The organism is Microbacterium sp. MDV22-iso44 (genome assembly GCF_058629135.1).
On record NZ_JBZVWS010000004.1, the window covers coordinates 61,065 to 87,378 of the forward strand.

The 26,314-nt window shown below is 69.5% G+C and carries 25 protein-coding genes and 1 tRNA gene; 16 read left to right on the forward strand and 10 right to left on the reverse strand.

From position 1 onward, the window contains the following. Positions 1 to 125: 125 nt before the first annotated feature. Positions 126 to 209, forward strand: a tRNA-Leu gene (locus AC4NN1_RS13070). A 68-nt stretch (positions 210 to 277) separates the two neighbouring features. Here AC4NN1_RS13070 and AC4NN1_RS13075 read toward each other — a convergent pair. Further along, positions 278 to 943, reverse strand: a complete 666-nt coding sequence (locus AC4NN1_RS13075) for a TetR family transcriptional regulator (protein WP_491955548.1) — start codon at positions 941 to 943, stop codon at positions 278 to 280. 110 nt (positions 944 to 1,053) lie between these two features. Here AC4NN1_RS13075 and AC4NN1_RS13080 point away from each other — a divergent pair, with 110 nt between their 5' ends. Both AC4NN1_RS13080 and AC4NN1_RS13085 read left to right on the forward strand, forming a co-directional pair. Further along, the gene (locus AC4NN1_RS13080; RefSeq protein WP_491955549.1) at positions 1,054 to 2,529 is read left to right on the forward strand and encodes a DHA2 family efflux MFS transporter permease subunit; all 1,476 of its coding nucleotides are present in this window, start codon (positions 1,054 to 1,056) and stop codon (positions 2,527 to 2,529) included. A 77-nt stretch (positions 2,530 to 2,606) separates the two neighbouring features. After that, positions 2,607 to 3,638, forward strand: coding sequence for an FUSC family protein (locus AC4NN1_RS13085; RefSeq protein WP_491955550.1), 1,032 nt, complete (start codon positions 2,607 to 2,609; stop codon positions 3,636 to 3,638). Between the two features lie 2 nt (positions 3,639 to 3,640). On the opposite strand, the gene AC4NN1_RS13090 is transcribed toward AC4NN1_RS13085, so the two are convergent. From AC4NN1_RS13090 to AC4NN1_RS13100, 3 genes are read right to left on the reverse strand one after another with little or no spacing between them, the layout of a single operon-like run. Continuing rightward, entirely contained in the window at positions 3,641 to 4,024 is a 384-nt protein-coding gene (locus AC4NN1_RS13090; protein WP_491955617.1) for a VOC family protein, read from the reverse strand. A 38-nt stretch (positions 4,025 to 4,062) separates the two neighbouring features. After that, positions 4,063 to 4,458, reverse strand: a complete 396-nt coding sequence (locus tag AC4NN1_RS13095; RefSeq protein ID WP_336125421.1) for a VOC family protein — start codon at positions 4,456 to 4,458, stop codon at positions 4,063 to 4,065. 9 nt (positions 4,459 to 4,467) lie between these two features. Further along, on the reverse strand, positions 4,468 to 6,123 hold the full coding sequence (locus tag AC4NN1_RS13100) for an FAD-dependent oxidoreductase (RefSeq protein ID WP_491955551.1): 1,656 nt from the start codon (positions 6,121 to 6,123) through the stop codon (positions 4,468 to 4,470). 185 nt (positions 6,124 to 6,308) lie between these two features. Between AC4NN1_RS13100 and AC4NN1_RS13105 the strand changes: the two genes are divergently transcribed. Continuing rightward, entirely contained in the window at positions 6,309 to 6,515 is a 207-nt protein-coding gene (locus tag AC4NN1_RS13105; RefSeq protein WP_018187833.1) for a cold-shock protein, read from the forward strand. A gap of 4 nt (positions 6,516 to 6,519) precedes the next feature. On the opposite strand, the gene AC4NN1_RS13110 is transcribed toward AC4NN1_RS13105, so the two are convergent. After that, positions 6,520 to 7,197 carry an HAD hydrolase-like protein gene (locus AC4NN1_RS13110; RefSeq protein WP_018187834.1) on the reverse strand — a complete coding sequence of 226 codons (678 nt, stop codon included), beginning with the start codon at positions 7,195 to 7,197 and terminating at the stop codon, positions 6,520 to 6,522. 44 nt (positions 7,198 to 7,241) lie between these two features. Between AC4NN1_RS13110 and nucS the strand changes: the two genes are divergently transcribed. Further along, positions 7,242 to 7,928 (forward strand): endonuclease NucS, encoded by a 687-nt coding sequence (gene nucS, locus AC4NN1_RS13115; RefSeq protein WP_491955552.1) that lies wholly within the window; start codon positions 7,242 to 7,244, stop codon positions 7,926 to 7,928. Between the two features lie 6 nt (positions 7,929 to 7,934). On the opposite strand, the gene AC4NN1_RS13120 is transcribed toward nucS, so the two are convergent. Further along, entirely contained in the window at positions 7,935 to 9,149 is a 1,215-nt protein-coding gene (locus tag AC4NN1_RS13120; protein WP_491955553.1) for an MFS transporter, read from the reverse strand. Positions 9,150 to 9,216: 67 nt separating this feature from the next. Between AC4NN1_RS13120 and AC4NN1_RS13125 the strand changes: the two genes are divergently transcribed. The 7 genes from AC4NN1_RS13125 to mnhG all read left to right on the forward strand — a co-directional run bounded on the left by AC4NN1_RS13125 (position 9,217) and on the right by mnhG (position 16,545). Further along, a complete protein-coding gene (locus tag AC4NN1_RS13125; protein ID WP_491955554.1) occupies positions 9,217 to 10,257 on the forward strand; it encodes a LacI family DNA-binding transcriptional regulator in 1,041 nt (346 codons plus the stop codon). An 81-nt stretch (positions 10,258 to 10,338) separates the two neighbouring features. Beyond that, positions 10,339 to 13,254 (forward strand): Na+/H+ antiporter subunit A, encoded by a 2,916-nt coding sequence (locus AC4NN1_RS13130; protein WP_491955555.1) that lies wholly within the window; start codon positions 10,339 to 10,341, stop codon positions 13,252 to 13,254. After that, positions 13,251 to 13,772, forward strand: coding sequence for a Na(+)/H(+) antiporter subunit C (locus AC4NN1_RS13135; protein ID WP_116227815.1), 522 nt, complete (start codon positions 13,251 to 13,253; stop codon positions 13,770 to 13,772). Before AC4NN1_RS13130 ends, AC4NN1_RS13135 begins: the two co-directional genes overlap by 4 nt. Then, positions 13,769 to 15,340, forward strand: a complete 1,572-nt coding sequence (locus tag AC4NN1_RS13140) for a Na+/H+ antiporter subunit D (protein ID WP_491955556.1) — start codon at positions 13,769 to 13,771, stop codon at positions 15,338 to 15,340. Before AC4NN1_RS13135 ends, AC4NN1_RS13140 begins: the two co-directional genes overlap by 4 nt. Further along, entirely contained in the window at positions 15,330 to 15,920 is a 591-nt protein-coding gene (locus AC4NN1_RS13145) for a Na+/H+ antiporter subunit E (protein WP_020097624.1), read from the forward strand. Before AC4NN1_RS13140 ends, AC4NN1_RS13145 begins: the two co-directional genes overlap by 11 nt. Further along, the gene (locus tag AC4NN1_RS13150) at positions 15,917 to 16,192 is read left to right on the forward strand and encodes an MrpF/PhaF family protein (protein ID WP_018187842.1); all 276 of its coding nucleotides are present in this window, start codon (positions 15,917 to 15,919) and stop codon (positions 16,190 to 16,192) included. The genes AC4NN1_RS13145 and AC4NN1_RS13150 overlap by 4 nt, the downstream gene beginning before the upstream one ends. Continuing rightward, on the forward strand, positions 16,189 to 16,545 hold the full coding sequence (mnhG, locus tag AC4NN1_RS13155) for a monovalent cation/H(+) antiporter subunit G (RefSeq protein WP_018187843.1): 357 nt from the start codon (positions 16,189 to 16,191) through the stop codon (positions 16,543 to 16,545). Before AC4NN1_RS13150 ends, mnhG begins: the two co-directional genes overlap by 4 nt. A gap of 3 nt (positions 16,546 to 16,548) precedes the next feature. Here the strand turns inward: mnhG and AC4NN1_RS13160 are convergent, their stop codons facing one another. The 4 genes from AC4NN1_RS13160 to argG are packed head-to-tail and all read right to left on the reverse strand — an operon-like array spanning position 16,549 to position 21,230. After that, a complete protein-coding gene (locus AC4NN1_RS13160) occupies positions 16,549 to 18,444 on the reverse strand; it encodes a YhgE/Pip family protein (protein WP_491955557.1) in 1,896 nt (631 codons plus the stop codon). Further along, a complete protein-coding gene (locus AC4NN1_RS13165; protein ID WP_491955558.1) occupies positions 18,441 to 19,139 on the reverse strand; it encodes a hypothetical protein in 699 nt (232 codons plus the stop codon). Before AC4NN1_RS13165 ends, AC4NN1_RS13160 begins: the two co-directional genes overlap by 4 nt. Then, positions 19,136 to 19,747, reverse strand: a complete 612-nt coding sequence (locus AC4NN1_RS13170; protein ID WP_018187846.1) for a TetR/AcrR family transcriptional regulator — start codon at positions 19,745 to 19,747, stop codon at positions 19,136 to 19,138. The genes AC4NN1_RS13165 and AC4NN1_RS13170 overlap by 4 nt, the downstream gene beginning before the upstream one ends. A 52-nt stretch (positions 19,748 to 19,799) precedes the next feature. Further along, positions 19,800 to 21,230, reverse strand: a complete 1,431-nt coding sequence (gene argG / locus AC4NN1_RS13175; protein WP_018187847.1) for an argininosuccinate synthase — start codon at positions 21,228 to 21,230, stop codon at positions 19,800 to 19,802. Between the two features lie 342 nt (positions 21,231 to 21,572). Here argG and AC4NN1_RS13180 point away from each other — a divergent pair, with 342 nt between their 5' ends. From AC4NN1_RS13180 to AC4NN1_RS13195, 4 genes are all read left to right on the forward strand, one after another. After that, a complete protein-coding gene (locus tag AC4NN1_RS13180; protein ID WP_018187848.1) occupies positions 21,573 to 22,556 on the forward strand; it encodes an ABC transporter substrate-binding protein in 984 nt (327 codons plus the stop codon). A gap of 93 nt (positions 22,557 to 22,649) precedes the next feature. Continuing rightward, entirely contained in the window at positions 22,650 to 24,242 is a 1,593-nt protein-coding gene (locus AC4NN1_RS13185; protein WP_363455826.1) for a sugar ABC transporter ATP-binding protein, read from the forward strand. Then, on the forward strand, positions 24,239 to 25,288 hold the full coding sequence (locus AC4NN1_RS13190; RefSeq protein ID WP_491955559.1) for an ABC transporter permease: 1,050 nt from the start codon (positions 24,239 to 24,241) through the stop codon (positions 25,286 to 25,288). Before AC4NN1_RS13185 ends, AC4NN1_RS13190 begins: the two co-directional genes overlap by 4 nt. Beyond that, positions 25,285 to 26,313 carry an ABC transporter permease subunit gene (locus AC4NN1_RS13195; RefSeq protein ID WP_020097628.1) on the forward strand — a complete coding sequence of 343 codons (1,029 nt, stop codon included), beginning with the start codon at positions 25,285 to 25,287 and terminating at the stop codon, positions 26,311 to 26,313. Before AC4NN1_RS13190 ends, AC4NN1_RS13195 begins: the two co-directional genes overlap by 4 nt. Position 26,314: the final 1 nt, after the last annotated feature.

Consider the following 26,314-nt stretch of genomic DNA (forward strand, 5'->3'; position numbering starts at 1 on the left):
TGGACCGGTGCTCACATGCTAGTTGTCGACCCTGGCAGGGTCTGGGGAACAAGGCTGCGGCTGTTTCTCCGGCGGGCTCGCGCCATGATATCCTCGGAAAGTTGATCCCGTGGCGACACGGGTTCGCGCGAGTGGCGGAATAGGCAGACGCGCTGGCTTCAGGTGCCAGTGCCCGAAAGGGCGTGGGGGTTCAACTCCCCCCTCGCGCACAGACAGTGCGACACGAAGCCGGTCGGTGGTGAGAACCCCGACCGGCTTCGTCGTTCGCGGCGCCGGGTCAGGCGGGCGAGTCGCCCAACTGGTCGCTCATCGCCGCAGTGCTGCGGCGGATCTCGAGATAGATGTCACGGACGCTGCCTGAGGTGCCGAGCTCGGCACGACGGGCCCACTCGTCGAAGGCCAGCCGGACGATGAAGAAGACGATCCCGATGGCTGCACGGGCGGTGAGGATGTCGGGATCCGAGCCGGCGGCATCCACGGCGACTCCGGTCAGAGCGTCCACCTGTTCGGCCTCGGTACGGAGGGCGAGCGCGAGCAGGGTCGGCTCGTGGCCTATGAGGCGGCGGATGCGCAGCGCGCGCTCGTGCTCGTCCGGTCGGGAGTCGAACTGGGCGATCTGCGCGAGCCAGCTGCTCTCGAGTGCCCGCAGCAGCGGTGTGCCGCTGCCGATCGCCTCGCTCACCGCGGTCAGCATCGACTCCGATTCCTCGGGCGTGGGGAGGACGGCCGCCTCTTTGGTCGCGAAGTAGCGGAAGAACGTCCGGGGTGAGGTGCCGGCGCGGCGCGCGATGTCGTCGACGGTCGTCCCGCCGACGCCGTGCTTCTCGAACAGGTCGATCGCCGCATCCGACAATTCGCGCTGCGTCTCGCGGCGACGCCGCTCGCGGAGACCTCCGGGGGCGGGCTCCTCACCCGTCGCGTCGCCGCGGGAATACCCGTTCATCCGATCATTGTTGCACTGATCGTCAAATATGCACTGACCGCCAAAATGGCAGTGAGTGTCACATATGATGGACCAGGACGACCCGTCCCCACCGACCTCGAAAGCGCCCCATGACCCTCAGCGACTCCCGACCCGACACGGCGCCCTCGCCGACGATCTCCGCAGCCCCCGCGAAGACCGGACCCGTCATCGCGCTCCTCGTCGTCGCGGCCTTCGTCGTCATCCTCAACGAGACGATCATGGGCGTCGCGTTGCCGAGCCTGATGGTCGACCTCGACATCACGGCGGCCACCGCGCAGTGGCTGACGACAGGCTTCCTTCTCACGATGGCGGTCGTCATCCCGCTGACCGGGACGCTCCTCGCACGCTTCACCGTGCGCCAGGTGTTCTTCACCGCGATGACGCTTTTCGCGATCGGCACGCTCATCGCGGCCCTGGCGCCGGGGTTCGGGATGCTGCTGGTCGGCCGCATCGTCCAGGCGTCGGGCACCGCGATCATGATGCCGCTGCTCTTCACCACGGTCCTCAACGTGGTGCCTCCGACGCACCGCGGGCGGATGATGGGCGTCATCAGCATCGTGATCGCCGTCGCACCGGCGATCGGCCCCACGGTCTCGGGGCTCATCCTGTCGGCCTTGGACTGGCGGTGGATGTTCTGGCTGGTCCTTCCGATCGCGCTCGTCGCCATCGCCCTCGGCGCACTGTGGGTGCGCAACGTCACCGAGACGAGGGACGCGCGTTTCGACATCCTGTCCGTCGTCCTCTCGGCGCTGGGCTTCGGCGGTCTCATCTTCGGACTCAGCTCCATCGGCGAGTCGGCTTCGGGTCACGCCCCGGTTCCCGTGTGGATCCCGATGATCGTCGGCGCGGCATCGCTCATCGCGTTCGTCGTCCGTCAGCTGGTGTTGCAGAGGACGGATGCCGCTCTCCTCGACCTGCGGACCTTCCGGTCGCGCTCGTTCAGCCTCGCCGTCGTCCTCGTCATCGTGGTCATGTCGGCGCTCTTCGGCTCGCTGATCCTGCTGCCCATCTACCTGCAGCAGGTCCTCTCGCTCGACACCCTGACCGTCGGACTCATGCTGCTGCCCGGCGGCGTACTGATGGGCATCATCGCTCCCGTCGTCGGGTCGCTCTTCGACCGCTTCGGACCGCGGCCGCTGGTCCTTCCCGGAATGGTCGTCGCGGCGGCGGCGCTGTGGGGCATGACGACCTTCGGCGAAGGCACGTCGGTCTCCTGGATCATCGCGGTGCACATGGCTCTGAACCTGGGTCTCGGCTTCGTCTTCACGCCGCTGCTCACGTCGGCTTTGGGATCCCTTCCGCAGCGCTTGTACTCGCACGGCAGCGCAACGGTCAGCACCCTGCAGCAGGTCGCCGGAGCGGCCGGTACCGCCCTGTTCATCACCCTCATGTCGGTCGGTGGCGCTGCCGCGGCGGCATCCGGTGCCGATCCGGTCGGTGCCGTCGCATCGGGCGTGCACACCGCTTTCTTCGTCGGCGCGGTGGTCGCATCCGTGGCCGTCGTGCTGGCTGCCTTCGTGCGGAAGCCCGTCAGTGAGTCGCAGGCACAGGACGCCGTGCGCTGAGGAGGTTCCGGGGATCGCCCGGTTCCCTCTCACGCTCGGGCCCTTAGACGGTCGTCCGTCGCGCGTAGGCTCTTGAGGTGAGTGCATCGCGTGGCCGGATCTGGACCGGGGTCATCCGTGTCGCACCCTACGACCGCGATCACACGGTGGCGATCCGTGCCGCGATCAGCGTCGGCGTCCCCCTGCTCGTCCTCTGCGCGATGGGCCGGCTCGATCTCAGCATCTACGCGAGTTTCGGAGCCTTCGCCTCGCTCTACGGGCGCACCGATCCGATCGGCGATCGCGTCAGGATGCAGGCGGCCGCGGGCGCGGTCCTGGTCACCGCCATGCTCATCGGCACGGCCACGTCGGTCGCCCAGCTGGCGGCGCCGTGGGCGATCGTCGTCGTGTCGGCGGTCGCCTCGGTCGTCACCCTGCTCGCGTACTCGGCCCAGTGGCATCCGCCGGGAGCGCTGTTCATCGTGTTCGCCGCGGGGGCGACGGCATCCGTTCCCGCCGATGCCACACGGCTGATCGACGTCCTCGCTGTGGGTCTCGCGGCCGTGGTCTTCTCGATCCTCATCACGCTCGTGTACGAGGCAGTCTCGGCCCGAGGGCTTCCGCGCCTGGCGCGAACGAAGAACCGCATCGCCGTCGGCGCTGTGGCCACGGAGATGGCCGTCACGGTGGCGGTGGCGACGCTCCTCGGCGGGATCGCGGGGCTTCTGCTCCTGGATTCCCACTGGTACTGGGCGATGGTCGGCGCGGTCGCGGCGGTGAGCGGTCCGCACGTGAAGGCGCGCATCATCCGCGGACTGCAGCGGCTCATCGGGACCGCGCTCGGAGTTCTGGTGGCAGCAGCCATCCTCGCCCTGGGCGTGCCTCCCCTCGGGGTCATCCTGATCGCCGTCGGTCTGCAGGCGACTGCCGAACTGTTCGTGGGTCGCAACTACGCGATCGCGATGATCTTCATCACGCCGCTCGCGCTGTTGATGGTCCAGCTCGCGGCACCGACCACCGTCGGCGTGCTGCTGAGCGACCGACTGGGGGAGACGCTCATCGGCATCGTTGCGGGAACAGCCGTCGCCGTCGTCTCGGCGTTCGTCCGGAGCCGTCGGGCGGCCCGCTGAAGTTAGCCGGAACCGTCCTCCGGCGCCTCCCACAGTTCGATCTCGAGTCCTTCCGGGTCGACGATCCGGACGAACCGGCCGTACTCCGTCTCCCACTCCGGGCGGGTTTGGACCGGGACCCCGGCGCCCTCCAGACGCGCGACGAGGGCGTCGAGCTCGCTCACCCGAAGATTCAGCATGAACGACTGGTCCGCCCCGAAGTAGTCGCTGTCGGCCGAGAACGGCGCGAAGACCGTCATCCCGGCATCCTGCTGCCAGACGGCTCCCTGGCCTTCGGCGCCGGCATCGATGCCGAGGTGTCGGCGATACCACTCCGCCCGTGCCTGCGGATGACGACTGCGGAAGAAGAGCCCGCCGATCCCTAGTACGCTCACGCGGCCGAGCATACTCACGCGCCCGGGGCCTGGTCCGCCCTGATAGCAGGTCAGCCCTGATAACCGATGAGCCAGGCGACCCCGAAGCGGTCGGTCACGGTGCCGTCATGGTCGCCCCACGCGCGCAGCTGCAGCGGATCGATGACGCTGCCGCCGTCGGCGAGCGTCGCGAACCAGGTCTCGAGCTCCGCCGGCTCGGTGGTGCCCAGGAGAGAGAACATGACGCCGCGCAGTTCCAGCGGCGGATCGCCCGGCACACCGTCGGCGGCGAACAGCTCGACGCGCCCGCTCAGCATTCCGTGCGCGATGAAGTCGCTCGGCCCGTCCTCCCGTCCGAAATCTCCGAAGGTGTGCAGCACCAGGTCACCGCCGAAGACCTCCTGATAGAAGGTGAGCGCATCGCGCGCGACGCCGGGGAAGTGGAGATACGGAGTGAGTCCGGTCATCCGGTCACGCTATTGGGCGGATCCTCTCCGCGGAAGCCCTGCCTCGACGCCATCGGTCCACGTGAGCCATCCGCCGTCGAGGTTGCGGACGTCGTGACCGAGCTGCTGCAGGAGGCGGCTGGCCGTGTGTCCTCGCTGGCCCACCTTGCAGTGGACGATGAGCGGCGCAGCGGGGAGCTCGCCGTGCCGCTCGCGGAGCTCGTCGAGCGGGAGCAGGATCGAGCCGGGGATCGAGCCGGCATCGTGCTCGCCGGCCGTGCGGACGTCGACCACGACGGCGCCGGCCGCGCGGGCGGCATCCACCTCGTGCCACTGGATCGTGCGATCGGCGCCCGTCGCCAGGTTCTCGGCGACGTACCCGGCCATGTTGATCGCGTCCTTCGCCGACCCGTACTGCGGTGCGTAGGCGAGTTCGAGTTGGGTCAGAGCGGATGCCGTGAGCCCGGTCGTCATCGCGACGGCCAGGACGTCGAGCCGCTTGTCGACGCCGGCCCGCCCGACGATCTGAGCGCCGAGGAGGAGGTCGGTCTCGGGGTCGATGAGGAGCTTCATCGCCATCTGCTCCGCGCCGGGGTAGTAGGTCGCGTGAGAGAAGGGATGCGTGTGAACGACCCGATGCGGCCGGGATGCCGCGACGAGTCGGCGTTCGCTCCAGCCGACGAGCCCGACGGTGAGACCGAGCACCCCGACGATGGTCGTGCCGAGGGCGGGAGTCGCGGCCGGAGTGGCCGTGCCGGCGATGTCGTCGGCTGCGGCGCGCCCGTGGCGGTTCGCGAGACCCGCCATCGTGACGAGGGTCGCCTGCCCGTCGAGGTGATCGGTCTTCTCGACCGCGTCGCCGACGGCCCACACCCCCGGGATGTTCGTGCGGTGCCGCTCGTCGACGGCGATGCCGCCCGTCGCCCCGAGCGCGATCCCGGCGGCCTCGGCGATCCGCACGTCGGGACGGACGCCGCGAGCGTCGACGACCAGATCGGCGGGCACCCGGGTGCCGTCGGAGAGCGTGACGGCCTCCGAGTCGACGCTCGACACCGTGACACCGGTGCGGAGGTCGACGCCGGCGTCGGCGAGTGCGCGATGGACGGGCGACACCATCTCGGGGTCGAGAGGGCTCAGCACCTGGCGTCCGCGCTGGACGAGCGTCACGTGCGCGCCGCGGGCGACGAGGTTCTCGACCGCCTCGATGCCGATGAACCCGGCCCCCGCGACGACCGCTCGAGGCGACGCGACATCGGCGAGGGCGTCGGTGATCGCGTCGACGTCCTCGACGCTGCGCAGGGTGACCACCGGCATCCCGTCACCGGGAAGGCGATCGGCTGTCGTCGCACCCATAGCGAGGACGAGGTCGTCGAACGGTTCGACCCGCTCGTCGCCGGCGTCGAGGTCGCGAACGGTGACGGTCCGCGCGGCCGCATCGATCGCGACGACCTCGTGGCGGACGTGGACCTGCAGCGCGGAGCGCGCGGCGAGGGATGCCGGTGTCTGCAGCAGCAGCGAGGAGCGATCCTCGATCACTCCGCCCACGTAATAGGGGAGTCCGCAGTTCGCGAAAGAGACGTAGGAGCCGCGCTCGAAGACCACGATCTCGCGGTGTTCGTCGAGCCGGCGGAGTCGGGTCGCCGCGGACATGCCGGCGGCGACGCCACCGATGATGATGGTGCGCATACCTCTGACTATACCCCGGGGGGTATTACGACATGTCGCGGGCTTGTCATATTGGTCACCGATCGGTGTCCGGCGGGCAACGTTTGTGTCACCTTCCTACGGAGGGGGTGACTGTACAGGTTGCGGGGGCTAGGTTGGGGAAGGACCGGCGGACGTGTCGCCGGCATCAATCAGTAAGGCAGTTCATGAGCGTCAGCGGTACCGTCAAGTGGTTCAACTCGGAAAAGGGCTTCGGGTTCATCGCCCCCGATGAAGGCGGCGCCGACGTCTTCGCCCACTACTCAGCCATCGAATCTTCGGGCTACCGCTCGCTGGAAGAGAACCAGCGAGTCGAGTTCGACATCGCCCAGGGCCCCAAGGGCCTGCAGGCGGAGAACATTCGCCCCGTCTGAGGTTTCACACCTCAGCAGTGAGGAGCAGGCGGCGGAGTTCGGCCATCGTGTCGACCGCCGCCTGCGCCCCTTCACTCTCGTGGGGCCAACTGAAGCCCCACCGTACGAAAATGACGGGGACGCCGTTCGCGGCGGCCCCGTCGACGTCGTGATGGCGGTCTCCGATGAGGACCGGGCGGCTCGTGTCCGCCCCCGCCGCCTTCAGGCGGCGCAGTGCCTCGGCGACGATGTCCGCCTTCGTGGCGAGTGTCATCTCGTCCGGAGTCGCACCGGCCATGGCCTGCATGTGCTCTGACAGACCGAAGTGCTCCATGAGCGCGACCACCTGAACCTCGGGCTTCGAGCTCGCGGTCGCCTGCGCGATGCCGGCTGCCGCGACATCCGCGATCAGCTCCCCGACTCCCGGGTAGAGCTCCACGTTCGCGGTGTAGCCGTCGGCCTTGCCGAGAGCCCGGTAGTAGGCGACCGCCTCGGTGGCCTGTTCCGGTGTCATCCCGACGTTCTTCTGGAACGAGTCGTACATCGGCGGCCCGATCCAGTGGACGAGTTCCGCGCGCGTCGGCGCCGCGTACCCGAAGTGGGTGAGGCAGCGATCGAGGCGGCTCAGGATGCCGACGGACGCGTCGACGATCGTGCCGTCCACGTCCCAGAGGATGCAGGACCAGGGGGAGCTCGTCGTCATGCGTCCAGCCTACGGGGACGGATGCCGCGGGTAGGCTCGTCGCCGTGCGTCTCGTCATCGCCCGCTGCTCCGTCGACTACACCGGTCGCCTGAACACGCATCTGCCCCCCGCCACCCGTCTCATCATGGTGAAGGCGGACGGTACGGTCGCGTTCCACCGCGACATCCAGCACCAACCGCTGAACTGGATGAGCCCGCCGTGCACCCTGACGGTGATCGAGCCCGGCGAGGACGACATCGACGTCGTCGAGAAGTGGCGCGTCACCCACGCCAAGACCGGCGACGAGCTCACCATCCGCATCTACGAGGTGCTCCATGACTCGTCGCACGAACTCGGCGTCGATCCCGGTCTGGTGAAGGACGGCGTCGAGGCCGACCTGCAGCGGCTGCTCGCCGAGCAGGTCGGCCTGATCGGCGAGAACCTCACGCTGGTGCGACGCGAGTTCCCCACGGCGATCGGTCCGGTCGACCTCCTGCTGCGCAACCCCGAAGGCGGCACGATCGCGGTCGAGGTCAAGCGCCGCGGCGACATCGACGGAGTCGAGCAGCTGACGCGCTACCTCGAACTTCTCGGGCGCGACCCGCACCTCGCCCCTGTCACAGGGGTGTTCGCTGCGCAGGAGATCAAGCCGCAGGCGAAGGTCCTGGCGACCGATCGCGGCATCCGCTGCGTCACCCTGGACTACGACGAGATGAAGGGCATCGAGTCAGGGGCGCCCCGCCTCTTCTGATCCCCGTCAGTGGCTGGTGCCGCGCGTGCCCGGCAGCGGCTTCGCCGCACCGGAGGCGAACCCTGACGCGGCCACCAGCGCCGCGATGATGAACAGCGTGTTCAGCAGACCGATGTGCGTGCTGATCAGGCCGAGGACCGGCGGGCCGCACAGGAACGCGACGTAGCCGATCGTCGCCGCCGCGCTCACTCGTGCCGCCGCGCGGGCCGGATCGTCGGCCGCCGCCGACATCCCGAGCGGGAAGCCGAGCGAGGCGCCGATGCCCCACAGGGCCGCGCCGACGAACACGAGCGGCAGGTTCGGCGCCAGGATGAACAGCAGGATGCCGGCCACCGCCGTCACGGCGAGGACGCGGAGCGTCGCGACCCGGCCGAAGCGGTCGACGAGCGGGCCGCCGAAGACGCGCACGACCGTCATGGCGATCGAGAACACGGTCAGGGCTGCCGCGCCGAGCGCGAAACCGCCCTCGTGATCCTCGCTCACGCCGAGGGCCAGCCAGTCGTTCGCGCCGCCTTCGGCGAACGCCATGCCGAGCATGACGACACCGAGGACGTAGGTGCGCGGCTCGCGCCACGCCGACAGTGCGGTCGCGAGTCGGTTGCGCCACCCCGTGGGTGCGTCCTCGGGCGAACCGAACTCCCGGTGCGGCACGTAGCGGAAGGCGACGAATGCGAGGACCACGATCGAGATCGCGATCACGGCGGTGTGGGGGAACACCGCGAGCCGCGCACTCGCGGCCAAGGCGCCGATGCCGGCACCGATCACGGTGCCGAGGCTGAAGAACGCATGGAACAGCGGCAGGATCGTCTTCTTCACCTCGACCTCGATCGCGGCACCGTCGACGTTCATGAGGACGTCGAGGGTGCCGTTGCCGAAACCGAACAGGGCGAGTCCGATGAGGACGAGGGGGAGCGAGGGGATGACGTCGGTGCCGACGCCGATGAGGAAGAGCCCAACAGACAGGACGAGCATGACCGCGAGCATGCCGCGGCGGGTACCCATGCGTGCCGCGATCATCGAGGACACCGAGAGGCCGATGATCGACGCGGCTCCCATGCCGAGCAGCAGGAGCCCGATCGTGGCGTTGTCGATGTCGAGCGCCGCCTTGATGGACGGAACCCGTGACGCCCACGTGGCGATGCTCAGACCGCTCGCGGTGAAGATCGCGAACACGGCGAGACGCCAGGTCCACAGGCGTGCGGAGGTGAGCTCGAGGGTCATGACGGTCACTCTAGCGGGATCTCCGAATCGATTCGACAAACGGATTCCGGCGGCTACGATCGAAAACATGAGCAGCCGCCGAGCGACGATCTCGGATGTCGCGCGCGAAGCCGGAGTGTCGGCCTCGACGGCATCCGTCGTCTTCAGCGGCAAAGTCGCCGTCTCGGACACGACGCGCGCGAAGGTGATGCAGGCCGCCGACGCGCTCGGTTACACGGGCCCCGATCCTCGCGCCGCCTCCCTGCGCACCGGCCGGGCCGGCGTCGTCGCGGTGCTGTTCCGCGAACGTCTCGGCGTCGCGTTCCGCGATCCCGTGACGACCGCCATGATGGACGGCCTCACCGACGCGCTCGGTCCGATCGGCGCCGGCATCCTGCTGCTCACCGACGAGGGGCCCGCCGAGTCCGGCCCCACGCTCACGACCGCCCCGCTCGACGCGGCGATCCTGCTCGGCTGCAACGAGATACTGCAGTCCTCGGTCGACGTCCTCCGTCGACGGGGCATCCCGGTCGTCGTGATCGAGGGGGATGCCGGATCCGACGTCCCCCGCGTCCTGCTCGACAACGTGGATGCGCAGCGCGCCGCGGCCGAGCACGTGCGCTCCTTGGGCCACGACGACGTCGCGCTCGTGACGCTGTCCACGGACGCCACGCGGGCTCGCGGCTTCATCGACGATTCCGCCCTGATCACCGTCGAGGTCACCCGCGACCGCCTGCGCGGCGCGCGAGAGGTCTTTCCCGACGCGCCGGCGTACGCGGTCAGCGAGAGCTCGATCGACGAGGGCCTCGCCGCGGGCCGGGTCCTGCTCGCCGGTGACCGACCGACCGCCATCATCGCGCAGAGCGACCTGCTCGCAGCCGGAGTCATCCGCGCAGCCGAAGAGGCCGGCCTGCGTGTGCCCGAGGACCTCAGCGTCACCGGTTTCGACGGCATCACGGTCGACGGTCTCGCGCCGTACGCCCTCACGACCCTCGAGCAGGATTCCCTCGCGAAGGGTCGCGCTGCGGGCGAGGCGGTCGTGGCGATGCTCGACGGGCGGGATCCGGCATCCGTCACCCTGACGTGCACATTCCGCCGCGGGAACACAACCGGCCCGATAACGGTCTGACCTGAGAGGCAACCGGGCGCCGCCTTTGCCTCAGCCGGTAGACTGGAATCCTCGACCCCCGATTGCGCAGAGGAGGCCAGGTTGCTGATCCTCCTCGCGGCGTTCGCGCTCGTCCCCCTGGTTCTGCCGACGCTCGTCGGCCGGTTGGGATCGCGCACCTTCCTCGTCGCCGCTCTCGTGCCGATCGCGGCGTTCCTCCACACGGCGATGCGGGCGCCGCAGGTCCTCTCGGGTGATATCCCGTTCGAGACATACGTCTGGATCCCCGATCTCGACGTCCAGCTCTCGATGCGGATGGACGTCCTCTCGTGGGTCATGGCGCTCATCGTCACCGGCGTCGGTGCGCTCGTGATGATCTACTGCCGCTGGTACTTCGCCGGCAAGCGCGAGGGCCTCGCGACGTTCTCCGCGGTCCTCCTGGCCTTCGCCGGCGCGATGTACGGACTCGTGCTCACCGACGACATCGTCGTGCTCATCATGCTGTGGGAGGTCACGAGCGTCCTCTCGTACCTGCTCATCGGCTTCTATCACCGCCGCGGCGCGAGCCGGCGCGCCGCCCTGCAAGCGCTGCTCGTGACGACCCTCGGCGGACTCGTCATGCTGATCGGCGTCGTCATGCTCGTCGTCCTCTACGGCACGACCAGCATCACCACGATGATCGAGACCGGACCCGTCTTCCAGGGCGGCGAAGCGGTCGCGCTGGATGCAGCGATCGTCATGCTCCTGGTGGGCGCCCTCAGCAAATCGGCCATCTTCCCGTTCCACTTCTGGCTGCCCGGCGCCATGGCCGCGCCGACACCGGTCAGCGCCTACCTGCACGCGGCGGCCATGGTGAAGGCCGGCATCTATCTCATCGCCCGGTTCGCGCCCGCGTTCGCCGACACCGACCCCTGGCGCCCGATCGTCATCGGCCTCGGGGTCTTCACGATGGTGCTCGGTGGCTTCCAGGCTCTCCGCGAATCCGACCTCAAGCGCATCCTCGCCTTCGGCACCGTCAGCCAGCTCGGCATGCTGACGGTCGTCCTCGGCTACGGCGAACGCAACAGCGCGCTCGCCGGCCTCGCTCTGCTCGTGGGCCACGCCCTCTTCAAGTCCGCGCTGTTCCTCATCGTCGGCGTGATCGACCGGCAGCTCAGCACCCGAGACATCACGGAGTTGTCGGGGGTGGGGCGGCAGGCCCCGACCCTCGCCACGTTCTCGATCATCGCGATCGCGTCGATGGCCGGCGTCGCCCCGACGGTCGGCTTCGTCGCGAAGGAGGCGGCTCTCACGTCCTTCCTCGAGGGTGGCGCGTCTCCCGCGGCCCTCATCCCGCTGATCGGCATCCTCGGCGGGTCGGCGCTCACGGCGGCGTACGGCATCCGTTTCGTGTGGGGCGCCTTCTGGACGAAGAAGGATGCCTCGGGCTCGTCGCGCGAGCGCACCGAGTGGCCCGACCCGCCCATCGGCTTCCTCGTGGCACCGGTCGTCCTCAGCGGTCTGACGATGGTCGCCGGCCTTGCGGCGCCCGTGCTCGATTCGGCCCTCGCCGGTTATGCCGACGGCATCCCGCTCGACGACGCCGGCACGGCGTACCACCTCGCCCTCTGGCACGGGTGGGAACCGGCGCTCTTCCTGTCGCTGGGGTCGATCGCGCTGGGTGCAGTCTTCTTCTGGGCGACGCAGCGACGTCCGCTCTCGGCGCGCATGCTGCCGTTCACCGCGAACGACATCTACAACCTGGCGCTGCGCGGTATCGCGAAGCTCTCGGTCTGGACGACGTCGCTGACCCAGCGCGGATCGCTGCCCTTCTACGTCGGCACGATCTTCGTCGTCTTCATCGCTGCCGAGGCCACCGCGCTCGCGGCGACGACCGAATGGCGCATCGCGGTCGACGCCTGGCAGAGCCCCGCGCAGCTGCTCGCCGCTCCCGTCATGATTCTGGCGGGCATCGTGGCGATCCGAGCGCGCAAGCGGTACACGGGCGTCGTGCTCGTCTCGGTGACCGGTCTCGGCATGGTGCTGCTGTTCGCGACGAGCGGCGCACCGGACCTCGCGCTCACGCAGATCCTCGTCGAGACGGTGACGCTCATCGCGTTCGCGCTCGTCCTCCGCCGCATCCCGGCTCGCCTGGGAGACCACAACGCCTCGGTGCTCCCGGTCGTCCGCGCCGTCATCGGCATCGGCGTCGGCGTCACGATGGCGGCGGTCGCCCTCATCGCGACGGGTGCACGCGTTGCCGACCCGGTCTCGGGCCCGTTCCCCGACCTCGCCTACGAGATCGGGCACGGCAAGAACGTCGTCAACGTGACCCTCGTGGACCTGCGCGGGTGGGACACGATGGGCGAGCTGTCGGTGCTCATCCTCGCGGCGACGGGCGTGGCATCCCTCGTGTTCGTCACCAACCGCTCCGACAGCCGCGTCCTGCCGTCGCTCCCGTCGAGCACGGGTCGCAGCCGTCGCCCGCTCGTCGAGACGGCCGACGGTCCTCGCCCCCGCTCGACCGCACCGGGTTCGACCCGGCAGGCGTGGCTCGTGGGCGGGCTCAAGGTGAAGCCCGAGAACCGGTCGCTGCTGCTCGAGGTGATCGTCCGCGTCCTCTTCCACTCGATCATCGTCGTGTCGGTCTATCTGCTCTTCGCCGGTCACAACCTGCCCGGCGGCGGATTCGCCGGCGGCCTGGTCGCCGGCATGGCCCTCGTCATGCGCTACGTCGCGGGAGGGCGGTGGGAGCTGGGTGCGGCCGCGCCGACGGATGCCGGTCGGCTGCTGGGAGCGGGCATGGTCCTCGCGCTGTCGTGCGCGATCGTGCCGCTCTTCTTCGGCGCCGCACCCCTCACGAGCACGTTCTGGGAGGCGAACATCCCGGTCATCGGTCACGTCGAGTTCGTCACGTCGACGATCTTCGACGTCGGCGTGTACCTGGTCGTCATCGGTCTCGTGCTCGACGTGCTGCGCTCGCTGGGCGCCGAGGTCGACCGCCAGACGCAGGCGCAGCGGGATCGGGTGAGCGCATGACCGTCTCGCTCGTCCTCGTCATCATCATGGGTGCGCTGTTCGCCGCCGGGGTCTATGCGATGCTCGAGCGCAGCCTCACGCGCGTCCTCATCGGCTTCCTGCTGCTGGGCAACGCGGCCAATCTCTTCCTCCTGATCGTCATGGGCGCGCCGGGCGTCGCCCCCTTCTTCGGCAGCGCCACCGAGGGCGAGACCTTCAGCGATCCGCTTCCGCAGGCCCTCTCACTGACGGCCATCGTCATCACCTTCGCGATCTCGTCGTTCCTGCTCGCCCTGATCTACCGGTCCTGGCAGCTCGGGCAGGCCGACACGGTCGCCGATGACGAGGCCGACCGCGAGGTGCGCGAGCGCGGTGCCCGCGACGAGGAGACGATGGACGACGAGATCACCGAAGAGGATGACGACGCCACGACCGACTTCATCGGGACGGAGACCTCCCCCATCCTGATCCTCCATGCGCAGGACATCGCCGAACTTCGCGACGACGCGGGCCTCGACAAGCCGGGAGGCCACCGGTGAGCGCACTCGTCCCCCTCCTCGTCACCCTGCCGCTGCTCGGCGCGGGCATCGCGCTGATCTTCGGTCGGCGCCGGCGCGTGCAGGTGGGCGTCTCGATCGTGACCCTCACCGTGGCCGCCGCCATCGCCGCCGTGCTGCTCTACTACGTCGACGTGAGCGGGATGCCGCTGGCCGTCTCGGTCGGCGGGTGGCCGATCCCGTTCGGCATCGTCCTCTACGTCGACCGACTGGCCGCCCTGCTCGTTCTCGTCTCGAGCATCGTGCTCCTCGCGGTCCTGCTCTTCTCCGTCGGACAGGGTGCCGCCGACGGCGACGAGGAGACGCCGGTCTCGATCTTCCACCCGTCGTACCTGATCCTCGCCGCGGGCATCTTCAACGCGTTCATCGCCGGTGATCTCTTCAACCTCTACGTCGGCTTCGAGATCCTGCTCGTCGCCTCGTACGTGCTGATCACGCTGGGGTCGACGGAGTCCCGCATCCGCACCGGCGTCGTCTACATCGTCGTCTCGCTGGTCTCGTCGATCCTGTTCCTCGCCGCGATCGCGGCGATCTACGGCGCCCTCGGCACGGTCAACATGGCGCAGCTGGCCGACCGGATGGGGGAGCTCCCCGATGAGGTGCAGCTCGTCCTGCACCTCATGCTGCTGCTGGCCTTCAGCATCAAGGCCGCCGTCTTCCCGCTGTCGTTCTGGCTGCCCGACTCGTACCCGACCGCGCCGGCTCCCGTGACCGCGGTGTTCGCGGGATTGCTGACCAAGGTCGGCGTCTACGCGATGATCCGCACCGAGACGCAGATCTTCCGCGACAACGACGTGAATCAGCTCCTGCTGATCGTCGCGCTCGCCACCATGATCGTCGGCATCCTCGGCGCCGTCGCCCAGGCCGAACTCAAGCGCATCCTGTCGTTCACGCTCGTGAGCCACATCGGGTACATGGTCTTCGGGCTCGCGATCGCGACGCCCGAATCGCTCGGCGCGACGATCTACTACATGGTCCACCACATCGTCGTGCAGACGACGCTCTTCCTCGCAGTGGGGCTCGTCGAGCGTCGCGCGGGATCGACCTCGATCCTCAAGGTCAAGGGCCTCATGCGGGCAGCGCCCCTGCTGGCGGTGCTCTACTTCATCCCGGCGATCAACCTCGGCGGCCTGCCGCCCTTCTCGGGCTTCATCGGAAAGTACGCGCTGTTCGACGCGGCCGCCGCGGTGGGCACGCCGATCATGTACGCCCTGATCGTCGCGGGGATCGTGACGTCGCTCCTCACCCTGTACGCCCTCATGCGCGCGTGGAACCTGTCGTTCTGGCGCGAGGAGGAGGACGCGAACGAGGAGTCCGGCGTCATCGACCGCATCTCGTACCTCGACGACGCTCCCGCCGCCGGTGTGCAGACCGAGCGTCGCGTCATCCCGAAGATCATGACGGCCTCCACGACGGGCATGGTCGCGGTCACGATCGCCCTCACCGTCTTCGCCGGGCCGCTCTACCACCTGTGCGCGAGCATGGGAGCGTCACTGTTGGACCCCGTGAGCCTCACCCAGCTGCAGGACGAGGTGAACGGTGGGAACTGACATCCGACGGAGTGCGCTGACCGGCATCTGGCGGCAGCTGCCGTTCTTCCTGTGGCTCATCGCCCTCTGGATGCTGCTGTGGGGGCAGTTCACGGTGCTCGCCTTCCTCACCGGCGTCGTCGTGGCCGTCTTCGTCACGAGCGTCTTCCGTCTGCCCCCCGTCGAACTGTCGGGACGCCTCAACCCGTGGTGGCTGCTCGTCTTCCTGCTCCAGTTCCTGGGCGCGGTCGTGAAGGGCTCCCTCGTCGTCGCGTGGCAGGTCGTCTCGCCGCGCAGTCAGCCCGGCGTCTCGGTCGTCGCCGTCCCGCTCGTGACCGACGACGACCTGATCATGGCGCACGTCGGGGTCACAGCATCCCTCATCCCGGGCTCGCTCGTCCTCGAGACCGACCGCGACCGCCGGATCCTGTACCTGCACGTCCTCGGAGCGTCGACGGATGCCGAGGTCGAGGCGCAGCGTCGCTTGGTGCAGCGGTGGGAGGCCCGGCTCGTTCGGGCCGTCGGGTCGCGGGCCCAGCTCGGCGCCATCCGCGCATCCCAGGCGGACGTCCGGACCTCCGTGAAGGGAGAGCGCTCGTGACCGCCGTCCTCATCGTCGTGATCAGCGCCGTCTTCGGCGTGGCCGCGCTGCTCACGGTCTGGCGCATCATCGTCGGCCCGTCGATCCTCGACCGCGCCGTCGCCTCGGACGTCCTGCTGACGCTGCTCATCTGCGCCCTCGGGGCCGAGATGGCGATCAACCACCACACCCGCACGCTGCCGGTGCTCCTCATCGTCGCCGCGGTCGGCGTCTTCGGGTCGGTCTCGATCGCCCGCTTCGTCGCTCGTCGCGACTCGGAGGTCGACCGATGACCGAGATCCTCCACGTCGTGTCGCTGCTGCTGATCCTCGCCGGGGCCCTCCTCTGCCTCACTGCCGCGATCGGTCTGCTGCGGTTCCGCGACGTCCCGACCCGTCTGCACGCTGCGACCAAGCCGCAGGTGCTCGGCCTGTTGCTCATCGCGATCGCCGTCGGACTCGAGCTGCAGTCCTGGCCGGTCGTCGCCTTCCTCGTCCCGGTGCTGCTCATCCAGTTCGCGACCGCACCGCTGTCGGCGCACATGGTCGGCCGGCAGGCGTACCGCAACGGCACGATCGACCGCCGGAACCTGCACGTCGACGAACTCGCCGACGCGAAGGAGACCCCGCCGGGAGCGGGCGGCTGACCCTCAGCCGATGAGGCTCGGCTGCAGGTCGCGCATGGTGCGCCGGAACGTCATCCGGGTCACGCCGGCCATGGCGACCAGCAGCGCGCCGACCAGCCACGTCGCGAGGACCGCGGCATCCGTCCATGCCCTGCCGGCGACACCGCCGTACATCACCTGCCGCATCGCGTCGACGACGAACCCCATCGGCAGCACGTGGTGGAGCGCCGCGAGCGGTGCCGGCAGCGTCTGCCACGGGAACGTGCCGCCGGCCGTGACGAGCTGCAGCACCATGAGGACGAGTCCGACGAACTGGCCGACCGACCCCAGCCAGACGTTGAGCGCGAGGATGATCGCCGCGAACGTCGCCGAGGCGAGCAGCAGGATGCCGAGGGTCGGCAGCGGATGCGTGAACGAGAACCCCAGGGCGATCGAGAGCACGCCGAACAGCGACACCATCTGCACCGCGCCGAGGGCGGCCGGCGTCAGCCAGCCGGCGAGGGTGACGCGGATGGGGGAGCGGAGCGCCGTGACCGCCCGCTTCGAGATCGGCTTCACGATGAGGAAGAGCGCGTAGATGCCGATCCAGCCGGCGAGGGCGGCGAAGAAGGGCGCGAGACCGGCGCCGTAATTCTGCGCCTGGGTGAGGGAGTCCTCGGCGATCCCGACCGGGTCGGAGAGCGTCGCGGCCTGCGCCCTGCGGGTGTCGGCGCTGTCGTCGGGGAGCTTCTCGGCACCCGCGCGGAGGGCGTCGCGCAGCGTGGCGGCGCCGTCGTCGAGTTTGTGGATGCCGGTCGCCAGGGTGTGCGCCCCGTCGTCGAGCTTGTGGGCACCGCTGTCGGCGCTCGCGACGCCGTCGGCGAGCGTGTGCGCTCCGGTCGCCGCGGTGGCGGCACCGGCGGCGAGCTTCGCGCTGCCGCGGGCGACCTGGGCGGCGCCGTTGTCGAGCGCGTCGATCTGGGCGACGGCCTGCTGGACGCGGGAGTCGAGTTCACCCACCCGCGTGCCGATCGGATCGACGACCTCGAGGACGTCCGCGATCTGCGCGTCGTCGAGCCCGCGCTTCTTCAGGGCGGCCGTGAGGTCCGTGCGCACGGTCGGCACGGCGGACGAGACGCGGTCGGCGGCCGATCCCACGCGGTCGGCGACACTGCGCAGCTTCGCCGTGCCTCCGGAGACCTGCTCGGCGCCCGACGTGAGCGAGGAGAGGCCGCTCGAGAGCGTGTCGACGCCCGACGCGAGCGACGCGGCGCCCGTGCGGAGCTTCGACGTCCCCGCGGCGAGGGTCCCGGCGCCGTCGGCGAGGGTGTCGGCGCCGTCGCCGGCGCTTCCGAGCCCGTCGGTGAGCTTTCCCGCGCCGTCGGCGGCGTCGATGAGCTTGACGCGAACGGTGTTCAGGGCGTCGAGCATGGTCAGGCCGGCCTCGCGGACCACCTTCTCCGTGACGGTGGTCCGGATCCGCTGGACCGCCTGCGACCCGATGGTCGAGGCGAGGTAGTTGTTGGCGTCGTTCGTCGTCAGGTCGATCTCGGCCTGACGCGGGTCCTTCGACGAGATGGAGGCGACGCCGGAGGTGAAGTCGGCGGGCAGTGTGACGGCGAAGTCGAACGTACCGTCGTCGAGGCCCCGGTGGGCACCGGCGGCATCCACCTCATGCCAGTCGAAGCTGCCGTCCTCGATCAACGAGTCGGCGACCTCGTCGCCGAGGTTGCGGTCGGCGCCGTTGAGCGAGGCGCCGTCGTCCTGCACGACGAGGGCGACCGGCACCTCCGACAGGTTTCCGTACGGGTCCTGGTTCGCCCACAGGTACAGGCCGCCGTAGAGGACGGGCACGAGGATGAGCGCGATCAGTGCGATGACCCGCATGCGCGTCGAGGTGAGGCGGCGCAGCTCGGCCGCGAACAGAGCGGGGATCTTCACGAGAGGATGCCTTCGGTAGACGTGCCAGTGAGGGGGCGTCGCCGGCGGCGCAGCGCCGACGTGGGCCGGATGCGCGGCCTGCCGACGCGGCCGCGGGGGGCCGGCGGTTCTGCGTCGAGCGCGGTCGCCGCGGCGGTGCCGGCGATGACCAGGACCGCGAAGCCGCGCGCGGCGAAGTCCTCGGCGATGCGCTGCCAGTGCCGCGGGTCGCCGCCGTGACGGTCGGGCGAGACGAGGACGAGCGCCTCGATCCCGCGGCGCAGGGCGGCGAGTTCGAGCAGCATCCGGATGCGGTCGTCCGCCTCTAGCTGTCCGATCGGGGTGCGGGCGAGCGTCCGCCAGCCGTGGTCGTCGAGCCACCGGCGCGCCGAGAGCGGATCGGCACGGCGCCCGGCGAACATCAGCTCTTCCTCCACCACGCCGACGACGGCGATGTCGGGAGCCGGGTCGTTGACGTCGGGGGCGTCGACGAGTGCCACGACCTTCCGCATCCTGCGAGGGCTGCGGCGGCCGTCGATCGTGACGGTACCGGTGGCGGGGCGCATGCGGCCGCTCGCGATGAGACCGAGCACGGATGGGCGCTGCTCGGTCTCGGCGGTGGTGAGGGTGACGCGACCGGAGGCGAAGGCGAGCCGGGTCGCCGGCAGGACGCCGCCGTTGCGTCCCTTCGAGACGTCGTCGAGCACGATCTTCATGCGCGGGCTCCTTCCAGCACCTCGTCGGCTTCGCGCCAGCCGAGACCGGCGACCCCGAGGATCGTCCGCACCGCGACCGAGGCGGCTTCGGGGCGACCGGTGTCGAGCCGGGTGATGACGGTGCGCGCCGCCTCTTCGACGAGCCGGGCGACCGTTGCCGCGGGCATGTCGGTGCGGATCGTGCCTTCGTCGCGCCCCCGCGTGACGATCGCGAGCACCCGGCGGCGGACGGGGGTCAGCACCGCGGCGGTCTCCTCGATGTGCGAGTCGTCAAGGGCGACGGTCGCGGCGAACTGCACGTCGGCTGCGCCGTCCCAGAGCGCCAGGGCGAGGCGGGCGAGGGCGAGAGGGGCGGGACCGCTGTCGTCGACGCCGTCGGCGAGGGCGTTGAACCGCTCCGCGCCGCCGAGGATCATGGCGCGCAGCAGCGCGTCACGGTCGTCGAAGTGCCCGTAGAGCGCGCGTCGGCTGAGCCCTGCGGCGCGCGCGATGGCGTCGATCGGGGCGTGGGGGTCGCGGGCGATGGTGGCCGCCGCCGCCGCGAGGATGTCGGCGCGGTTCGACGCGGCATCCTTTCGCGGACGACGCGGCGATGCGGTCGTGGTCACCCCACGATCGTACGAAGTTGCACAGTCGTGTGCAACTTGATTCAGCGACCTCTCAGTCGGCGCCGAAGTCGAAGGATGCCGAGTCGCCCGACTCGTCGATGGCACCCGCCAGCTCGTCGACCTCACCGGTGTTCCCCGTGATGGCCGCAGCGCCGCCCTGCTCGAGCTCGCCGACGAGCTCGGCGGTCGCGCCGCCGATCATGCCGAGCGACACGAAGTGCTCGAGGCGGGCCCGGGAGTCGGCGATGTCGAGGTTGCGCATCGTGAGCTGGCCGATGCGGTCGGTAGGACCGAAGGCGGCGTCGCCGACGCGCTCCATCGAGAGCTTCTCGGGGGAGTACGAGAGGTTGCGGCTCTCGGTGTTCAGGATCGTGTAGTCCTCGCCGCGGCGCAGGCGCAGGGTCACGGTGCCGCTGATGGCGGAGCCGACCCAGCGCTGGATCGACTCGCGCAGCATGAACGACTGCGGCTCGAGCCAGCGGCCCTCGTACATGAGGCGCCCCAGGCGCCGACCCTGCTCGTGGTAGGTCGCGAGGGTGTCCTCGTTGAGGATGCCGTTGACCAGGCGCTCGTACGCGATGAACAGCAGCGCCATGCCCGGCGCCTCGTAGATGCCGCGGGACTTCGCCTCGATGATGCGGTTCTCGATCTGGTCGCTCATGCCGAGGCCGTGGCGACCGCCGATCTCGTTCGCGGCCATGACCAGGGCCACGGCATCCGAGTACTCGACACCGTTGATCGCGACGGGGCGACCGGCTTCGAAGGTGACCGAGACGTCCTCGGTCTCGATCTCGACGGCCGGGTCCCAGAAGCGCACGCCCATGATGGGTTCGACGATCTCGAGCGACACGTCGAGGTGCTCGAGGGTCTTGGCCTCGTGGGTCGCGCCCCAGATGTTCGCATCGGTGGAGTACGCCTTCTCGACCGAGTCGCGGTACGGGAAGCCGTGTGCGACGAGCCACTCGCTCATCTCGGTGCGGCCGCCCAGCTCGGTGACGAAGTCGGCATCCAGCCACGGCTTGTAGATGCGCAGGGCGGGGTTGGCGAGCAGCCCGTAGCGGTAGAACCGCTCGATGTCGTTGCCCTTGTAGGTGGAGCCGTCGCCCCAGATGTCGACGCCGTCCTCCTTCATGGCCCGGACGAGCATCGTGCCGGTGACGGCACGGCCGATGGGGGTGGTGTTGAAGTAGGTGCGTCCGCCCGAGCGGATGTGGAAGGCGCCGCACGAGAGGGCGACGAGGCCCTCCTCGACCATCATCGGCTTGCAGTCGATGAGGCGGGAGCCCTCGGCGCCGTACTGCAGGGCGCGGCCGGGGATCGACGCGATGTCGTCCTCGTCGTACTGACCGAGGTCGCCGGTGTAGGTGAAGGGGACGGCGCCCTTGTCGCGCATCCAGGCGACGGCGACCGAGGTGTCGAGACCCCCCGAGAAGGCGATGCCGACGCGCTCGCCGACGGGCAGGGACTGAAGGACCTTCGACATGGTCCCCATCCTATCGAGGGGGCCGTGCTGCGATCGGCGCGGTTACGCGGGGGACCGTGTGGCGGAGATCCGCCCGACGCGCCGTGGGGCGGATGTCGGGGCCCGGCGCGGCGGCCGGGATCTCCGCCGTTCGCTCGACGGCGGATGTGAGTGCTCACATCCATGGAGGCGGGCGACGGAGGGGGACGTGGATGTCCTTCGGTGGTGGCACCCGCGTTACGCAAATGTTATCGCTCACAATCTAGCGCCGCGAGAAATGTGAAGGCTAACATTCGAGCAACCGGAGGCCACGGCGGCCCGGAACACCGGCGGTCAGCCGGACCCGAACAAGGAGGTTTTGGGATGAAGAAGACTGCTTTCGCAGCAGCGGCCATGCTGGGGGCACTGGCACTCGTCGTCACCGGATGCGCGGGCAACGGCGCACCCGGCGCAGGGGGCAACGGGGGTGGCGGCGACCTGATCACGGTCGGGTTCGCACAGACCGGTTCCGAGTCCGGATGGCGCGCAGCCAACACCGAGTCGATGAAGAAGGCGTTCTCGGAGGAGAACGGGTTCAAGCTGACGTTCAACGCGGCGGACAACAAGCAGGAGGCGCAGATCTCCGCCGTCCGCAACTTCATCAACCAGGGCGTCGACGCCATCGTCATCGCGCCCATCACGGTCGACGGCTGGGACGACGTCCTGAAGGAAGCGAAGGATGCCGGCATCCCGGTGATCCTCGAAGACCGCACGGTCTCGGCGAGTGACGACCTCTACGCCTCGTGGGTCGGTCTTGACTTCGAGCAGGAGGGTCGCACCGCGGGCGAGTGGGTCAAGGAGAACTTCGACGGCAAGGGCGCGAACCTGGTCGTCCTCGAGGGCACGACGGGTTCGTCCGCCGCGCTCGACCGTGCCACCGGCTTCGACGAGGCCATCAAGGGCACGGACGTGAAGGTGCTCGACTCGCAGACGGGTGACTTCACCCGTGACGGCGGCAAGAAGGTCATGGAGGGCTACCTCCAGAAGTACGGCAAGGACATCAACGTCCTCTTCGCGCACAACGACGACATGGGCCTGGGTGCTCTCGACGCCATCAAGGCGGCGGGTCTGACCCCCGGCAAGGACATCCAGATCGTCACCATCGACGCGGTGAAGGACGGCATGACCGCCCTGGCGAACGGCGAGTTCAACTTCATCGTCGAGTGCAACCCCCTCCTGGGAGAGAAGGCCGCCGACCTCGTCAAGTCCGTCGTCGACGGCAAGTCGGTCGAGAAGCGCACGATCGTCGAAGACCAGTCGTTCACGCAGGAGCAGGCCGCCGAGGTCCTCGACTCCCGCCCCTACTGATCGATCGCCACCCTCACGATCCTCAACGATCACCGAACCACCGCCGGGGACCGGATTCCGGTCCCCGGCGGTCATCACGGAAAGGCGCGCCTCATGGTCGATGTCGCAGCCACGCCGGCCTCGCCGGCCACCGCCCCGCAGCACGACGAGGTCGTGCGGATGCGGGACGTCACCATCCGGTTCCCCGGGGTCCTCGCGCTGGACCGGGTCGATCTGACGCTCCGCGCCGGCGAGGTCCACACCCTCATGGGCGAGAACGGCGCCGGCAAATCGACGCTCATCAAAGCGCTCACGGGCGTCTACGCCATCAACGGCGGGACGATCGAGGTCGCCGGCGAGCAGCGCGTCTTCCGCTCGACCGCCGACGCAGAGGCATCCGGGATCTCCACGGTCTACCAGGAGGTCAACCTCTGCACGAACCTGTCGGTCGGTGAGAACGTCATGCTGGGCCGCGAGGTGCGGCGGGCCGGCTTCATCGACTGGCGCGCGACCCACCGCGAGGCGACGCGCTACCTCGCGGCCCTCGGGCTCGACATCGACCCGCGCTCGGCCCTGTCGTCGCACTCCATCGCGGTGCAGCAGCTCGTCGCCATCAGCCGCGCGACGGTCGCCGACGCCCGCGTGCTCGTCCTCGACGAGCCGACCTCGAGCCTCGACCGCAGCGAGGTCGAGCAGCTCTTCACCGTCGTCCGGGGTCTCCGTGACCGCGGCGTCGCCATCCTCTTCGTCACGCACTTCCTCGACCAGGTCTACGAGATCTCCGACCGCCTCACGGTCCTCCGCAACGGGCAGCTGGTGGGGGAGTACCTGCCGGCCGAGCTGCCGCGCGGCGAACTCATCGCGAAGATGATCGGCCGCCAGCTCGACGAACTCGAGGCTCTCTCGCGCGCGTCCGAGCGCGAGATCGACCGCACCGCGACACCGGTCCTGCGGGTGGCGGGCCTCGGCCGCAAGAACGTCATCGAACCCGTCGACATGGAGGTGTATGAGGGCGAGGTCGTCGGCATCGCGGGTCTGCTGGGCTCCGGCCGCAGCGAACTCGTCCGCCTCGTCTACGGCGCCGACCGCGCCGACGCCGGTACGCACGAAGTGCGGGGGGATGCCGCGCGCATCACGAACCCGCGGAACGCGATCGACAAGCGCATCGCCTTCTCGAGCGAGGACCGTCGCGCCGAGGGGATCATCGCCGACCTCACCGTGGCCGAGAACATCGTGCTCGGCATCCAGGCCAAGCGGGGCGCCATGCGTCCCATCGGCCGCACCGAGCGGGACGCCATCGTCGCCGAGTACATCTCGGCGCTCGGCGTCCGCCCCGCCGACCCGAACGCGCTCGTGCGCAACCTCTCGGGCGGCAACCAGCAGAAGGTGCTGCTCGCCCGGTGGCTCGCCACCGCGCCGCAGCTGATCATCCTCGACGAGCCGACGCGCGGCATCGACGTCGGCGCCAAGGCCGACATCCAGCGCAAGGTCACCGAGCTGGCGGCCGAAGGCCTCTCGGTCGTCTTCATCTCCTCGGAGCTCGAGGAGGTGGTCCGCATCGCCCAGCGCATCGTGGTGCTGCGCGACCGTTCTAAGATCGGCGAACTGGACGCCACCGACGTGACGGTCGACGATCTGGTCGCCCTCATCGCGCAAGAGTCCGGCGAGACGACGTCGTCTCGCCTCAACCCGGAGACAGCGGCATGAACCCGACCCTCAAGCGCTTCCTGGCGCACCGCCTCGTCTGGCCGATCGTGGCACTGCTCGTGCTCGTCATCGTCAACACGATCGCGCGGCCGTCCTTCATCTCGATCACGGTGCAGAACGGTCAGCTGTACGGCCCGCTGCTCGACATCCTGCGCAACAGCGCACCGCTCATGCTCGTCGCGCTCGGCATGACGCTCGTGATCGCGACGCGCGGCATCGACCTCTCGGTGGGCGCCATCATGGCGGTCTCGGGGGCGGTGGCCCTGACCGTCATCTCGAACTCCTCGTCGCCGGGGGACCTGTCGACCGTGCTCATCGCGATCGCGCTCGCCGTCTTCGTGGCGCTGTTGCTGGGGGCGTGGAACGGCTTCCTCGTCGCGGTCGTCGGCGTCCAGCCGATCATCGCGACCCTCGTGCTCATGCTCGCCGGTCGCGGTGTCGCCCTCCTCATCACGGGCGGCTTCATCACGACCATCACGAGCGCGCCGTACCGCTTCATGGCGCAGGGCTACCTGGTGGGCCTGCCGTTCGCCTTCTACGTCTCGGTCGTCGCGATCGTCATCGTCGCGGTGCTGCAGCGTCGCACCGCGCTCGGCGTCCTCACCGAGGCCGTCGGCATCAACCCCGAGGCCAGCCGCCTCGCGGGCGTGCGTTCGCGCGGCATCATCTGGGGCGCGTACGCGGCGAGCGGCCTGCTCGCCGGATTCGCCGGCATCCTCTATTCGTCGAACATCATGGCGGCCGACGCCAACGCGGCCGGCCTCTACATCGAGCTCGACGCGATCCTCGCCGTCGTCCTCGGCGGGACGAGCCTCATGGGCGGCAAGTTCACGATCGCGGGCACCGTCGTCGGCGTCTTCACGATCCAGACGCTGAAGTCGACGATCACCTTCCTCGGCGTCCCGCCGGCGGTCAGCCCGCTGTTCCTCGCGATCGTCGTCGTCATCGTCGTGCTCGTCCAGTCCCCGCGAACGCGGTCGCTGGTCGCGAAGGGGGTCGATGCCGTCCGAGGCGGCGGCCGTCGCACCGTGGAGGTGGCCTCGTGAGCGCCGTCACCGCAGACCTCGGTCGCACCGGCGGGTTCGCCGACACGATCCAGCGCTTCCGCAGCCGGCACGCCTCGTGGGTGCCCGTGTTCGCCGCCGTCGTCATCCTCGTCGCGATGCTCATCGGGGCGCAGGCCTACTTCGGCAACTTCGTCACGCCGCGTGTGCTGTCGGCGCTCCTGCTCGACAACGCGTACCTGCTGATCCTCGCGGTCGGCATGACCTTCGTCATCCTCACCGGCGGCATCGACCTGTCGGTCGGCGCGGTCATGGCGTTCACCGGGATGCTGGGGGCGAGCATGCTGAGCCAGGGCACACCGGTCGCGATCGTCATCCCGGTCATGCTCGTCCTCGGTGCGCTGATGGGACTGTTCGTCGGGGTGCTCGTGCAGTACTTCGGGGTGCAGCCGTTCATCGCCTCGCTCGCGGCGATGTTCGCGGCGCGGGGGCTCGCGTTCATGGTGAGCCTCTCGTCGATCCGCGTCGAGGAGCCCGCGATCCTGTGGCTCCAGTCGACCCGCATGCAGGGCGGCCCCGGCAGCTTCTACCTCACCCCGACGGGCATCCTCGCGCTCGTCGTGGTGGTCGTCGGCATCCTGATCCTGCAGTTCACGCGGTTCGGGCGCACGATCTACGCGATCGGCGGCAACGAGCAGTCGGCACGCCTCATGGGCCTGCCGGTCGTGCGGACGAAGCTGCTGGCGTACGTCATCAGCGGGGTGTGTGCGGGGCTCGCGGGTGTCGTCTTCACGGCGTACACCGGGGCGTCCTACCCGCTGAACGGCATCGGGACCGAGCTCGACACCATCGCCGCGGTGGTGATCGGCGGCACGCTGCTCACGGGCGGCAGCGGGTTCGTGCTCGGCTCGATGATCGGCGTGTTCGTCTACGGCACCATCAAGACGGCGATCTCGTTCCTCGGCGTCGACCAGTCCTGGACGCGCATCACGATCGGCGCGCTGCTGCTCGTCTTCGTGGTCGTGCAGCGCCTGCTGGTCGCGCGGACGGCGCGAACGTCACGGTGAT

Excerpts from the sequence above, each read along its gene's own strand:
- AC4NN1_RS13075 (WP_491955548.1), bottom strand. The coding sequence starts at position 943 with ATGAACGGGTATTCCCGCGGCGACGCGACGGGTGAGGAGCCCGCCCCC.
- AC4NN1_RS13080 (WP_491955549.1), top strand. The coding sequence starts at position 1,054 with ATGACCCTCAGCGACTCCCGACCCGACACGGCGCCCTCGCCGACGATC.
- AC4NN1_RS13090 (WP_491955617.1), bottom strand. The coding sequence starts at position 4,024 with ATGCTCGGCCGCGTGAGCGTACTAGGGATCGGCGGGCTCTTCTTCCGC.
- AC4NN1_RS13095 (WP_336125421.1), bottom strand. The coding sequence starts at position 4,458 with ATGACCGGACTCACTCCGTATCTCCACTTCCCCGGCGTCGCGCGCGAT.
- AC4NN1_RS13100 (WP_491955551.1), bottom strand. The coding sequence starts at position 6,123 with ATGCGCACCATCATCATCGGTGGCGTCGCCGCCGGCATGTCCGCGGCG.
- AC4NN1_RS13105 (WP_018187833.1), top strand. The coding sequence starts at position 6,309 with ATGAGCGTCAGCGGTACCGTCAAGTGGTTCAACTCGGAAAAGGGCTTC.
- AC4NN1_RS13110 (WP_018187834.1), bottom strand. The coding sequence starts at position 7,197 with ATGACGACGAGCTCCCCCTGGTCCTGCATCCTCTGGGACGTGGACGGC.
- AC4NN1_RS13120 (WP_491955553.1), bottom strand. The coding sequence starts at position 9,149 with ATGACCCTCGAGCTCACCTCCGCACGCCTGTGGACCTGGCGTCTCGCC.
- AC4NN1_RS13125 (WP_491955554.1), top strand. The coding sequence starts at position 9,217 with ATGAGCAGCCGCCGAGCGACGATCTCGGATGTCGCGCGCGAAGCCGGA.
- AC4NN1_RS13135 (WP_116227815.1), top strand. The coding sequence starts at position 13,251 with ATGACCGTCTCGCTCGTCCTCGTCATCATCATGGGTGCGCTGTTCGCC.
- mnhG (WP_018187843.1), top strand. The coding sequence starts at position 16,189 with ATGACCGAGATCCTCCACGTCGTGTCGCTGCTGCTGATCCTCGCCGGG.
- AC4NN1_RS13165 (WP_491955558.1), bottom strand. The coding sequence starts at position 19,139 with ATGAAGATCGTGCTCGACGACGTCTCGAAGGGACGCAACGGCGGCGTC.
- argG (WP_018187847.1), bottom strand. The coding sequence starts at position 21,230 with ATGTCGAAGGTCCTTCAGTCCCTGCCCGTCGGCGAGCGCGTCGGCATC.
- AC4NN1_RS13180 (WP_018187848.1), top strand. The coding sequence starts at position 21,573 with ATGAAGAAGACTGCTTTCGCAGCAGCGGCCATGCTGGGGGCACTGGCA.
- AC4NN1_RS13185 (WP_363455826.1), top strand. The coding sequence starts at position 22,650 with ATGGTCGATGTCGCAGCCACGCCGGCCTCGCCGGCCACCGCCCCGCAG.
- AC4NN1_RS13190 (WP_491955559.1), top strand. The coding sequence starts at position 24,239 with ATGAACCCGACCCTCAAGCGCTTCCTGGCGCACCGCCTCGTCTGGCCG.